Annotated in this window: 9 protein-coding genes; 4 read left to right on the forward strand and 5 right to left on the reverse strand. The window is 68.2% G+C overall.

Annotated elements, in window-relative coordinates:
• Positions 1–138: 138 nt before the first annotated feature.
• The 4 genes from B0I29_RS03355 to B0I29_RS03370 form a co-directional block, all read right to left on the reverse strand.
• On the reverse strand, positions 139–1,239 hold the full coding sequence (locus B0I29_RS03355) for a glycosyltransferase (RefSeq protein WP_111647282.1): 1,101 nt from the start codon (positions 1,237–1,239) through the stop codon (positions 139–141).
• Positions 1,229–2,197, reverse strand: a complete 969-nt coding sequence (locus B0I29_RS03360) for a glycosyltransferase family 2 protein (RefSeq protein ID WP_111647283.1) — start codon at positions 2,195–2,197, stop codon at positions 1,229–1,231. The genes B0I29_RS03355 and B0I29_RS03360 overlap by 11 nt, the downstream gene beginning before the upstream one ends.
• Before the next feature lie 71 nt (positions 2,198–2,268).
• Entirely contained in the window at positions 2,269–3,990 is a 1,722-nt protein-coding gene (locus tag B0I29_RS03365; RefSeq protein ID WP_111647284.1) for a glycoside hydrolase family 3 protein, read from the reverse strand.
• 140 nt (positions 3,991–4,130) lie between these two features.
• Positions 4,131–5,327 carry an MFS transporter gene (locus B0I29_RS03370; protein WP_111647285.1) on the reverse strand — a complete coding sequence of 399 codons (1,197 nt, stop codon included), beginning with the start codon at positions 5,325–5,327 and terminating at the stop codon, positions 4,131–4,133.
• A 328-nt stretch (positions 5,328–5,655) separates the two neighbouring features.
• Here B0I29_RS03370 and B0I29_RS03375 point away from each other — a divergent pair, with 328 nt between their 5' ends.
• The 4 genes from B0I29_RS03375 to B0I29_RS03390 all read left to right on the forward strand — a co-directional run bounded on the left by B0I29_RS03375 (position 5,656) and on the right by B0I29_RS03390 (position 11,525).
• Positions 5,656–6,255, forward strand: a complete 600-nt coding sequence (locus B0I29_RS03375) for a TetR/AcrR family transcriptional regulator C-terminal domain-containing protein (protein WP_183192675.1) — start codon at positions 5,656–5,658, stop codon at positions 6,253–6,255.
• 729 nt (positions 6,256–6,984) lie between these two features.
• Complete coding sequence (locus tag B0I29_RS03380) at positions 6,985–9,507, forward strand: HAD-IC family P-type ATPase (RefSeq protein ID WP_111647287.1); 2,523 nt, start codon at positions 6,985–6,987, stop codon at positions 9,505–9,507.
• Between the two features lie 8 nt (positions 9,508–9,515).
• Complete coding sequence (locus B0I29_RS03385; protein ID WP_111647288.1) at positions 9,516–10,820, forward strand: DUF4832 domain-containing protein; 1,305 nt, start codon at positions 9,516–9,518, stop codon at positions 10,818–10,820.
• 51 nt (positions 10,821–10,871) lie between these two features.
• Positions 10,872–11,525 (forward strand): hypothetical protein, encoded by a 654-nt coding sequence (locus B0I29_RS03390; protein ID WP_111647289.1) that lies wholly within the window; start codon positions 10,872–10,874, stop codon positions 11,523–11,525.
• A gap of 610 nt (positions 11,526–12,135) precedes the next feature.
• Here B0I29_RS03390 and B0I29_RS03395 read toward each other — a convergent pair.
• Positions 12,136–12,711, reverse strand: coding sequence for a GNAT family N-acetyltransferase (locus tag B0I29_RS03395; protein WP_111647290.1), 576 nt, complete (start codon positions 12,709–12,711; stop codon positions 12,136–12,138).
• Positions 12,712–13,015: the final 304 nt, after the last annotated feature.

The raw sequence follows: 13,015 nt of genomic DNA on the forward strand, positions 1-13,015 counted from the left end.
GTTTGGGGTTAGGGGACGCCGGAGGTTGGGTGGTGGGCGCCGGCGGGAGGGGCCGCAGGTGGCGAGGGGGGCTTGAGGTGGTTGATGCGGTTGTGGGGCCGCTTGATCCCGTATTCGAGAAAGCGCGTGGGGAGGCGCTCAGGGTGAGTTGGTTGCTTCGTCGTAGAGGGATTCGAGCTTTTTGGTCTGGAGGGTGAGATTGAAGTCGGCTGTGGTGCGGCGGTGGGCCTGGGCGCCCAGGCGGTGGCGCAGGTGGGCGTCGGAGAGCAGGCGGGTCATCGCGGCCGCGAGGGCAGGCGGGTCGGCTTCGGGGCAGAGGAGGCCTGTTTCGGCGTCGGTTACCGCCTCGGGGATGCCGCTGTGGTGGGTGGAGACCACCGGGAGGCCCAGGGCGGCGGCTTCCAGGATGGTGGTGGGCAGGCCTTCGGTGTCGCCGTCGGGGGCGGTTTTGGACGGGGCTACCAGCATGCGGGATTCGGCCAGGTGGCGCTGGACGATCTCGGGTGGGTGGCTGCCGAGGAAGGTGGCGTCGAGGCGGAGCTGTTCGGCTCGGGCTCGCAGGGACGGTTCCAAGGGGCCGTCGCCGATGAAGAGGGCGCGGGGGGACTGCATCGTTGACAGGGCGGTGAGCAGGTCGCCTACGCCTTTTTTGGCGACGAAGCGGCCTACGAACGCTACGTCCCAGCGCTTCGGGACCACCGGTGGTGTGGCCGGGACCGGGACGCCGGTGTAGTGCACGCGGACCTTCGCCGGGTCGGCGCCGCGGGCTATGGCTCGGGAGCGGATCACTTCGGAGACCGCGATGATCAGGGTGGCGCGGTGGAAGACGGTACGCAGGTTGCGGCGGTAACGCAGGCCGTGCAGGCCGGAGGCGTCGGGCTGGCGGGTGACGTCGTGGCCGTGGGTGGTGACAATCAGGGGGATGTCCAGGCGGGATGCCGAACCACTGATCAGCCAGCCGTCGCCGCCGAAGTGGGCGTGTACCAGGTCGGGGCGTTGCTGGGCCAGAGCGCGGCGCAGGCGCGGGGAGTCACCGGTCAGCCGCAGGCGCAGGAAGGCTCGCGGGTCGTCGGCGAACGCTATGACGTCGTCGGCGCGGGAAAGGGGTGACTCGGTGCGGGTGGCGCCCAGGTAGGACGGGTGCCATCGGGTCAGGGCGTCGCCCTGGCCGCGGATGAAGGTCTCCGATCCGGCGAGCAGGGCGCTGCGCCAGATCGTCACCCGCGGTTCAGTGGACATCGACCGGCTGGGCCTCGGCGGGCTGTTCGCGGCGGCCCACGATCAGGTCGCGCAGGCGGGCGCGCAGCGACGGTGGCAGGGCCCAGATCTGCGCGTGGGTCAGATAGTCCAGCGCGCCGGGCCTGCCGTGGCCGCGGGCTTCGGCAAGCAGCTCGCGGAAGTGCTTCATCTCGCGGCCGGGTGCGGCCATCGAGCTGAGCACGCTCAGCGTGAAGGCGGCATACGCCCGCGGGGTGAACAGCTCCCGGTTGGAGCGCAGCCAGGCGAGCTGCTGTTCGTACGGCATCTCCAGGCTGATCCGGTGCCGGTCCTCGTCCTGATGCCACAGCACCAGCGGCTCCGGTGCGTAGATCAGCTCGACGCCGTCGTGGCGGATCGCCCGCAGCGTCCAGTCGAGTTCCTGCTGGCGGCGCAGGCCGACGGTGAACGGTACGGCCCGCAGCAGCTCGGTCGGCGCCATGATCGTCGAGGTCTGGATGAAGCCGTCGCCGTAGAAGAGGCCGCGCCGCACGGTGAAGTACTCACTCAGTGGCTCACCCGGGCCGGGCAGCCGGCGGGGCATCACGGAGTCGGCGCGCGGGGTGCGGTTGATCAGGCGGCTGGCGATGATCGGGAGCCGTGCTGTGCTCTCGAAGGCGAGACGACGCTGCGTCTCGACCTTGGTGGGCAGCCATTCGTCGTCGTCGTCGAGCAGGGCGACGAATCGTCCCCGGGCCTCCAGAGCGCCGATGTTGCGGGCGCGCGGTGCTTTACCCCGTTCGGGCAGCACCACGACGCGCAGACGGGGGTCGCCGATGCCGGACAGTTCCTTGACGGTCGCGTCGTCCGGGCCGTCGACCACGACGATCACTTCGAGGTCGTGGTGGGTCTGCCCGAGGGCGGACTCGGCGGCGCGGACGGCGAGTTGCGGTCGGTTGCACGTCGGGATGACGACGCTGACATCCGGATCGGTCGGCATGTGCGCGAACGTTAGGGAGCCAAGGCGAGGGCTGCGGAAACAGCCCTCGACCATTGAGCGAACTCAGTACCTCAGGACGTGTATCTCAGGCCGTGGCCGTATCGGAAGGTCGGGTCGGCGGTGTCGAATGGCACGTCGGGGCGGCTCGCCTCGACCGCTGCCATCGACGACGGGATGTCGAACGGCAGGTTGCCCTGCGGCTCGGCCTCGCCGAACAGCACCCGCAGGATCGCTTCCTCGGAGGCGCCGAAATTGGCGACGAGTGAGGCGGCCGACGCGGCGATCGGCGCAAGGATGGCGGGCCGATCGAGATAGATGTCGACGACGGTGGGCACGGTCGCGGCGATTCGCTGGACTCGCTCGATCTCGGCGGCCGGGAAAGCCAGCGATCCGGCCCGGAAGAACGATTCGATCGTGTTGGCTTCGCCGCGCTGCTCGAAAGGCGCCTGCAATTTGAGGATCGCGACATCGGCTTCCTCGGGGGTGGCGACCAGCTCACCGCGCCCGCCGAGATCGGTGAGTCCCTCGGCGTAGATTTTGATGCCGGTGGCGAGCGGCAGCCGTGCCGGCCCGTCGTCCGCATTGGTCAGCAGGGTGTGCGCGGCGGCCTGAGCGGCGACGCCCTGTTCGTGGTCGCCGACGATTCGTTCCGCGGCGTCAGCGTCGACATACGGATTATCGAACAATCCGAGCCGGAACTTCTCCCGCAGCAACCGCCGGACCGAAACGTCCAGCCGCGCCTCGCTGATCGACCCGTTCTTGACCAGCGACACCAGCGTGTCAGCCCGGAATTCGCCGCCGAACTGGTCGATCCCAGCGTCGAACGCTTTCACCATTCGCTCTTCGAATGACAGGTGCTCGACACCCCAGCAGGTGTTCGACAGAATTCCCCAGTCGGTGCAGACGATGCCGTCGTACCCGAGCTTCTCGCGCAGCAGTCCGGTGATGATGTCCTTGTTGAACCCGAAGCCGACCTGTTCGATGTTTTTTCCGCCGAGGCAAAGATCCACTGGCATCCCGTAATAGGGCATCAGCTGCGAGACCCCCGCGGCGATCGCGGCTTTGAACGGCTTCAGGTGCAGGTCGAACTGCCCACCGGGATAAACCTGCTCCCGGCCATAAGCGAAATGCGGGTCCTCGCCGTCGAGTTGCGGTCCGCCGCCGGGGAAATGCTTGGCCATCACCGAGACGGATTCGGCGTTCAGGGTTACGCCTTGCAAACCGCGGATATAAGCCACCCCGAGCCGCGCCGACAATCCGGCGTCCTCACCGAACGTCGCCGACTGCCGCGCCCATCGCGGCTCGGTCGCCAGATCGATCTGCGGGTGCAGTGCGGCCCGGATGCCGACCGCGACATATTCCCGCCGGGTCAGATCGGCGAACCGTTCGACCAATTCCTCGGATCCGATCGCGGCAAGGCCGAGCGACTCCGGGAATTGGGTGAACGGCCCGGCCAGCAACGCGGTCATCGGATTGTCGGTGAAACTGTGCCGCGGGTCGCTGGAAATCGTCACCGGAATGCCGAGCGGGTGCTTTCGAGCCTCGTCCTGCAAAGCGTTGTGCCACTGCGCGATCTCCCGCGCGCTCGGCGCGAACAGGATGTTGAAATGCGTGAGCCGCTGGCCCAGCAATTCCCGTACCGACGCTGATCCGAAAATCCCCGGAGCGTCGAAATCCCCGACGCTCGCGATCGTCTGGAAAACTAGGCCCGCTTTGTCTTCGAGCGCCATCCGGGAGAGCAGGTCCTCCACCCGCTGCTCGACGGAAATTCCCGCGTCCTGATAGGGAAACATTCAAAACCCTTCTTTCGTACGCCCAAACAACAAGCTGAAGCGGTGCTCCGGGTTCAAGGGGCCGCGCTCGCAAAGACATTGCTCTGATCAGTGGACGGGGCTTTTTCGGCTTTTCCGGATTTTTCGCTTTTTTCAGCTTTTCAGCGGACCGCTTTGATCGGGGCCACCGCGAACCCGCCGAGCACCATCAACACGATCGCGATCGGGAACAGCGCCGCATATCCGAAGGCCACAACGATCACCCCGGCCACGCCAGGAGCCAGCACCTGCGGCAACGTAGCGGCGATGTTGACGACACCCAGATCCTTGGCCGCGTCGTCCGGCGACGGCAGAACCTGTGTCACCAGCGCCGTGTCGACGGACTGGAAGAACCCGAAGCCGAGCCCGGTCACCAGCGCGAAGATCAGCATCCCGGTCTTGGTGGGCATCAGCCACGGCCCGATCAGGCCGGCCGCACAGATGATCGCCGAGATGTAGATGAAGATCTTCCGGCGGCCGACCCGGTCGGAGAGCGGCCCGCCGATCGCGATCGAGATCAGCATGGTGGCGAGGCTGGCGATCCCGAGCACCGGCACGAAGTCAACCGCGTCGTCGCCGAGCCCGATGTGGTCCTGCAGGATGTACAGCTGGTAGTTGCTGATCCCGAAGTAACCCAGGTACAGCAGGAAACGCCCGAGGAAGGCCCAGCCGAAATCCGGGTGCTTACGCGGGTTGAAGTAGAACGTACGCAGCAGCGCGGCCACGTCGAACGGGCGGCGCTCGTCCGCACGGTTGTCCCGGTCCGGGCTGAACACCACGAAGATCGTGAACGCGACCAGGGCGATCCCGCCGAACAGCAGATATCCGGTACCGACCGACTCGGCGAACCGGGTGCCGACGATCTGCCCGCCGAGCGCGCCGAACATCGCGGCGAACCCGGTGATCGCGGCGAACGTACCCCGCTTGGCCTCCGGGACCCGGTCGGGCATGACGGCGCTGAGCGGCCCCTGCGCGAAGTTGTAGGCGATCTGCGTGATCGTCCAGGCGATGCCGATCTGCACCAGGGTGTTCGCGGCGGCCATCCCGATCAGGGCGAGGCCACCGACCAGGGCGCCACCGATGATCCACGGCGCGCGCGGGCCGAACCGGCTGCGGGTGCGGTCCGAGATGGTGCCGGCGAGCGGCTGGGCCAGCATCGCGGCGAAGGCGCCGATGGTGGCGACGATCGCCAGGTTGGCCGCCTTGTTGCCCGGGTCGAGGTCCTCGATCTGGAGCGGCAGCAACACGCTCGGGATCGCGCCCCAGAGGACGAACATGCCGACGTTGGCCGGGAAGAGCGTGAACTTCAGCCGGCGCAAGTCTTGGCTTTTTTCCTGCGCGGGAGGTGACAGCACAGCCACGGGAAGGTCCTCTCAAACGGGCCCGAGTGTGTTACGGCCGGGTTAATAATTCCCCGTGGGGGAAAACTAGGTCCCAGGTCACCGCGAGGTCAATAGGGTGATGTGGCTTACTTCCCGCTGGGGGAAATATGCTGTGCGCCGGCGGGTGGCAACAAGGGGGCGAACGGGCGATATGGCATCGAATTCAGAGGAGCCGGACTCTGCGAGGCTGAGTTCTTCGGGGCGCCGCGCTGAAGGGCCGGCGCGCAGGCGGGGGCGTCCGCCTCGGATCAGCCGGGACCGCATCGTGGCCGAGGCTCGCACGATGGATCCGGCAACGCTGACCATGCAGGCCGTCGCGGAACGCCTCGGCGTCGACCGCAAAGCGCTGAACTACCACGTCAGCGACCGGGACGGACTGCTCGAACTGGTCGCCCTCAACGTCCTGCACTCCGAGGTGGCCGAGACCGAGCCACCACTGGATGCGGACTGGCGCGACGCAGTCCGGCACTTCGCCCGGACGATGCGTGCCGCGATGGTGCGTACCGGGGCGCTGTTCGAATACGTCCGGGTCCCGGTCGGCGGACTGTCCAGCCTGGCCCCGGCCGAACGGCTGGCGGAAACGCTGATGGCGGCCGGCTTCGACGACCAGGACGTGGCCCGGGCACTCGGATTCATAGCCGAGTTCGTCTTCTCCTCAGCCCGCGACGCCATCATGATCGACCGCCACGGCGTCCACCCGCAGGTCACCGAGATCCAGAAGGCGCTGGACGCGGCGCCGGCGGAGGATTACCGGACGATGCGCCGCCTGATGCTCAACCAGTTCCAGCCGGGCGACGCCCAACTCGAATTCGACCTGCGAATCTTCATAGCCGGCATGGACCACCTGCTGTCCACCAAGATCTGACCCAGCCAGCTCCCAAGGCCGGCACTCACAGCTGGCGCTCACAGGACGTGAAACGACCGCGAGCACCAGCCGGCTGCGGGGGTGCGCATCGAACCTGAAGTCGACACGCATGCGGCCGATTCCGCTGTGCGTGTCGATTTGAGGTGCGGATTGAACCTGAAGTCGACACGGAACGGCCGTTCGCTGGGCGCGTGCCCAGTTGAGCCGCGCGCTCCATCGCTGACGATCTCGTTGCCGCGGGGCGGGCCGTCGCTCAGACCTGTAATCGGAGCCCCATAACGTGGCTGTTCTACGGCTCGCGCCATCGAGCCGTAGAACAGCCACGTTATGCGAGTCCGATAACCCGTCTGAGCTACGGCTCGCCTGGCGGCCGGCCCGCCGGGCGGGCAAACACCCGCCCCGCCCCGCCCCGCCTCGCCTCACATCGCCTCGCCTCACATCGCCTCGCCTCACATCGCCTCGCCTCGCCCTCGCCCTCCACCGCGCTGCCCCGCAACGCCCCGGCTCGCCTCGCCTCACCGGGCACCGGGCACCGGGCACCGAGCGGTGGGCGGGCTGGTGGGGTTGAGGGTGACGGAGGGCCTGGGGTGGCGCCTGCGGGCGCCGGGGGGAGGGGCCGCAGGTGGCGAGGGGGGCTGGAGGTGGTTGATGCGGTTGTGAGGCCCGCGGGCGCGTACAAAAGGGGGTGGGATCTTCGCCCGGAATGTACCTTTGGTTCGGGGCGATCGAATGGAACAGGTGATGCTCGCGCCGGCCGAGGGGCTGACCGAGGTTGAGGCTGAGGCGCGGCGGCGTCGTGGCGAGGCGAACACCGCGGTGCAGGGTGGGTCGCGGAGTTATGGCGAGATTCTGCGGACGAACGTATTTTCGTTCTTCAATCTCATTCTCTTTGTGATCGGTGCGGCGCTGCTGGCGCTGGAGCGGTACAGCGATGCGCTGATCAGTGTCGGACTTGGCCTGATCAATGCGGTCATCAGTGCGGCGCAGGAGATTCGGGCCAAGCGCAAGCTGGACCGGCTGCAGTTGCTGGACCGCACCGGGGTGGTGGTGATCCGGGACGGTCAGGAAAAGGAGATCGCTCCGGACCGGGTGGTGCGTGGGGACGTGCTGCGGGTGCGGCCCGGCGACCAGATCGTCGTTGACGGGCCGCTGCTGGACGGCGGGCGGCTCGAAGCCGACGAGTCGCTGCTGACCGGAGAGAGCGACCCGGTCGTCAAGCATCCCGGTGACGAGCTGCGGTCCGGCAGTCTCTGCGTGGCCGGTGACGGGCATCAGCAGGCGCGCGATGTCGGCGCGCACAGTTATGCCGGGCGGCTCACCGCGGAAGCGCGGCGGTCGACCACCGACAAGACGCCGTTGCAGCGGCGGATCGAGTTCATCGTGCGGCTCGTCATGGCACTGACCGCGCTGATGAGCGGGGCCATCATCGCGCAGGCCGCCATCGAGGGGTTCAGCGTTCTGCGGGTCGTGCAGATCACCGCGGTGCTGTCCGGACTCGTACCCTATGGGTTGTTCTTTCTGATCGCGCTCGCCTATACCGCCGGGGCGGTCCGGATCGCGCGGCACGGTGCGCTGGTGCAGCAGGTCAACGCGGTCGAGTCGGTCAGCAACGTGGACGTGGTGTGCACCGACAAGACCGGCACCCTGACCACCGGGCAGCTGACCCTGGAAGAGATCGTCCCGCTCGGCGGGCACGAGTACGGCGAGGTGTCCGCGGCGCTGGGCAGCGTCGCGCACAACGCGACCACCCCGAACCTGACGGCACTCGCGCTGGTCGCGGCGCTGCCGGGTGACCCCTGGGAGGTACGCGACGAGGTCCCGTTCTCGTCCTCGCTGCGATGGTCGGGTCTCGTCGCCGACGAGGGCACCTGGGTGCTCGGCGCTCCGGACGCGCTGGCGCATCGGCTGCGTACGCCGGTACCGGCCGCCGAGGTCACCGAACGGACCGGGCTCGGCCTGCGGGTGCTGCTGCTGGCCCGCGCGGAAGAATCAGGCCTGCGGGACGACGAGGGACATCCTGATCTGCCGATGCTCATCCCCGTGGCACTCGTGGCGCTCGCCGACGAACTGCGGGACGAGGTCGTCGAGACGGTTCAGCGGTTCCACGCCGAGGGCGTGTCGCTCAAGGTGCTCTCCGGCGACGATCCGCGTACGGTCGCCGCGATCGCCCGCCGCGCCGGGATCGACGCCGAGGAACCGGTTCCCGGGGCGGCCCTCGACGACCTGGACGACGCGGCGCTGGACGCGGTCGTGGCTAAAACGGCGGTCTTCGGCCGGGTCGCGCCGGAGCACAAGGAACGGATCGTGCGGTCGCTGCGGCGGCAGGGCCGGTACGTCGCGATGATCGGCGACGGGGTGAACGACGCCCGCGCGCTCAAGCAGGCGCACATCGGTGTGGCGATGCGCAGCGGCAGCGCGGTCACCAAGGACGTCGCGGACATCGTGCTGGTGGAGGACTCGTTCGCGGCGCTGCCTCCGGCTCAGCAGGAGGGCCGGAAGATCATCAACGGGATCGGGATCTCGTTGTACGTGTTCCTGGCCCGGGTGGTCAGCCAGGGGCTGGTGATTCTGACCGTCACGATGCTGGGGCTGGGGTTCCCGTACTCGCCGACGCAGGTCGGGCTGACGATGTTCACGGTCGGGGTGCCGACGGTGTTCCTGACGTTCTGGGCGAAGCCGACACGCCCCGATCCCGACATGTTGCGCAATCTCGTGAGGTTTGTTGTTCCCGCCTCGGTCGTCACCGCCACCTTCGGAGCGATGGTCTACACCGCGCTGTACGAAATGATCGTGAAGGGCTTCAGCTCAGGACGCCGGACACCGCACGAGATCATCTCCGAATTCGAGAGCTACACCGGTCTCACCTACGGCATCGACGCCGACTTCACCACGGCCTCGGCCACGATCCTGGCGCAGACCGGGCTGTCGACGTTCTTCTGCTTCGCGTCGTTCGGGCTGATCCTGTTCCTGGCGCCGCGGTCCAAAGCGTTCGCCGCGTGGACCACGCCGACCGGGGACACGCGGCCGGCTCTGCTGGTGCTGGGGTTGTGCGTGACGTTCAGCGCGATTCTGTGCGTGCCGGTCTTCTGGCAGTATTTCGGGTTGATCGGACCGTCCCGGCCGGTGTTCTTCGTGGTGCTGCCGGCTCTGCTGCTGTGGTACGGCACGTTGACGATCGTGCTGCGGGTCCGGTTGTTCGACCGGTTGCTGGGGCTGGAGAACTTCTCAGATCGGGAGCACGACCACCGATAATTCGGGCCATGCTCAGGGTTCTCACCGCCGCCACCGCCGCAGCCGCCGTCCTCATCCCCGGCGCCGCCTGCGCCGCGACAAAACCGGCGTCGGTCACCCGCGCTTTCAGCGCGTCCGCCGACGAGATCGCCAACCCTGGGCGCGGCTTCTTCACCTACACCGAGACCCATCTGTACGCCGATGGCACCGGCCATGTCCCGCTCGACACCGCTTCGGTGCGGCAGGCCCGGGTCGAGGACGGGCGCACCCTGGTCTTCCGGATCTTCTACCTGGAGAAGTACCACGGCACCGACACCATCTCGGCGGCCGACCTGAAACTGATCCGGGCCGACTTCACCGCCGCCCGGGCCGCCGGGGTGAAGATGGTGGTCCGGTTCGCGTACTCCGCCACCTCCGACGCCGACGCGCCACTGGCCCGGGTCCTCAAGCACATCAAGCAGCTCGGCACGGTGCTGACCGCAAACGCCGACATCATCACGGCGGTCCAGGCAGGCCTGATCGGCCGGTGGGGTGAGTGGTACTACACCCGGAACTTCACGCGTACCGACTGGTCGGACCGCAAGCAGGTGCTCACCGCGCTGCTCGCGGCCACCCCGGCGAGCGTGCCGGTGCAGGTGCGTACCCCGCAGTACAAGCGCAGGCTTCTGCCGAACAACGCGCGGGTCGGCATCCACAACGACTGTTTCCTGGCCGATGAGTCCGACTACGGCACCTACACCGGTGACGACCGCGCCTGGCTCGCCAAGCAGAACACACTGGTCGGTGGCGAGACCTGCGCCGTGTCCGACCGGTCCGGCTGGGAGAACGCCCGCGCCGAGATGGCGGCATACCACTGGACCTATCTGAACCCCTCATTCAACACCGACGTCCTCGACTCCTGGGGCGCCGACGGTCTCGCTTCGGCGTCGCGCGATCTCGGCTATCGCATCCGGCTCACCTCAGCGGTCCTTCCCGCCAACACCAAACCGGGGGTCAAGGTCACCGCGCGCGTCACGCTCACCAACGAGGGGTACGCCTCTCCGGCGGCGAACCGGCCGGTGAAACTGCTCGTCGGTTCGTCGGCGGCCGGGGGTCTTTCCGCTGCCTTCCCTGCTGATCTGCGTACCTGGTCGCCGGGGAAGTCGATCACCTTGAGCGTGTCGTTCACTGCCCCGTCGAAACTGGGCTCCTACCCGCTCTCGCTGGGCCTGCCCGACCCGTCGGCCACGCTCGCGACCACACCGGCGTACGCGATCCGGCTCGCCAACGACGGCGTCTGGTCCTCGACGGCCGGCACGAATGCGCTGAACGCGACATTGACCGTCGCCCGGTGATCCGTCTACGTTGGGGCAACAGCGTTTCCCCCAACGAAACGGATGCCGCCCATGGTCAGCGCGCTCTTCGGACTGATCGTCGTCGCCGAAGTGGTCCTGCTCGCTCTCGTGATCACCCTGCGCCGCCGGGATCCGGACTGGACGCTTTCGCTACTGGTGCTGGTCATCCTCGCGCTGATCTACGACAACGCGATCGTGGCCCTCGGCAGCACACTGGGGTTCGGCAGTCTGCTGGAGGCGCTGTCCCTTCCCCGCTACGTCACGCACGCGCTGCTCGTACCGCTGCTCATCATGGTGGCGGTCGGGCTGGGCCGCCGGTACGGGTTCTTCGCCGGCCGTTTGCTGCCCGCGATCTTCGGCGCGCTGACCGTGGCGCTGATCGCGCTCGGCGCCTGGGCCGACATCGTCACCCTGGACCTGGAACCGACCCGGTACGCCGACACCCTGCGCTACACGAACGCCGCCGCCAACGGGCCGCCGATCCCCGCCATCATCGCGATCCTGGTGATGATCGGGGTGGGCGCGGCCCTGCTGGTCCGAGCCCGGTGGCCGTGGCTGCTGGTCGGCGGCGTGGCGATGTTCGCGGCGGCCGGCGCCGGTGCGTCGATCCTGTGGCTGGGCAACCTCGGCGAACTGGCCCTGATCCTCACGGTCTGGCTGACAGCATCCCGCCCCCAACCCGCCCGATCCCTCCAAACAGCCTGACCCAACCGCCGCCGCCGGCCGCCGGCTATCGGTGGCCGCCGGCTGGCGCTCGTCGCGGCCGGCTGGCGCCCGTCGCGGCCGGCTGGCGCTCGTGGCCGCCTGCCGGCGCTCGTGACCTGCGGCTGGCGCTCGTGGCGGCCCGCCCAGCCGTAGCTCAGGCGTGTTTCGGCTCGTCCATTCCAGGGCTGGGCTACGGCCCGTCAGCCTCGGCCGTAGTCCAGACACGTTATGGCTCGTCCATTCCAGGGGTGAGCGACGGCTCCGCGCACTGGCCGCCGGGAACAGGGGCCGGCTCGCGCTCGTGGTCGCGTTTCGGCCTCTCGCACGACCACGAGAGCAAGCCAGACCCGTAACCGGCCGAGCTGCACGACCGTGAGCGCCAGCCGGGCCGGCCCGGCTTCTGCTTGCGGTCGCCAATTCGGCCTCCACGCGACCGTAAGCGCAAGCCGACCACTCTCGGCTTGCGCTTGCGGTCGCGTTTTCGGCTCATGGACGACCGTGAGCGCGAGCCAGGGCCCGTAAGCGGCCGAACTGCGCGACCGTCAGCGCGGGCCGGGCCCGGGAGCGGCCGAGCAGCGCGCCCGTGGGCTGGGAGGGGCGGTGCCTGGGGTTAGCGGGTTTGTTGCATGATCCAGGTGGGGAGTGGGGCGGTGATCTCGGCGAGGACTTGCCAGCCGGCTCGGCGGTACATGTCGACGTTGCCCGGCTTGCTGGTCTCCAGGACTGCCGGGAAACCGCTGGCGGCGGCTCTGCGTAAGCCCTCGGCCATCAGGGCGTGGCCCCAGCGGCGGCCCGTCCAGTCCGGGTGGGTGCCGAGGACTCCGAGGTACCAGAACGGTTCCTTCGGTAGCGCCGAGTGCACCGATTCGTCGTACTCTCGCATGCGCTCCATCTCCGGAGCCGGCAGCGAAATGGGCGGGGCAGGAGCGGGAGTCGCGCCGGGGAGCGCGGGTGGCTCCCAGATCGCGACCGCGGCGCCGGCTGACGCGCCCTCCCCCACGATCCAGATCGAGTTCTGGTGGACCCGCTTGTCGAAGAGGTGGCCGAAGAAAGCGGCGGCGTGCTCGGGATAGGACTGCGGGAAGAGGTGGCGCAGCACCGGGTCGTCGTGGAACGCGGCGACAAGCGTGCTGACGACGCGTTCGCGGTGTGCCGGGGTGGCCAGCGAGATTTCGGGAAGGGACACGAGTGCTGACTCTAAAGGCCCCTAAGGCATCCTAGGAGGCTAGGTTCATTGCGTGTCGGGGTGCGCTAGCCTTGCGACAGGCTGCCGCGCCGATCCCGGCTGTGGTGGACCGGGAATCGACGCGGCAGCCCCTGAAATGCCCTCGAACGTCATGCTGTCGGGATGGTGTGCCCGTTCGCCGCCAGCCACTGGTCGAAGGTCTTCAGCCGCGGGTTGAGCTCGCGGACCACGTCCAGGTCGCGGACGCCGGTGAAGTAATCCTCGAACTCGGTGTAGTACTGCAGCATGTTGCCCGCCTCGTCGG

The organism is Actinoplanes lutulentus (assembly GCF_003259845.1).
GTDB classification, from domain to species: domain Bacteria; phylum Actinomycetota; class Actinomycetes; order Mycobacteriales; family Micromonosporaceae; genus Actinoplanes; species Actinoplanes lutulentus.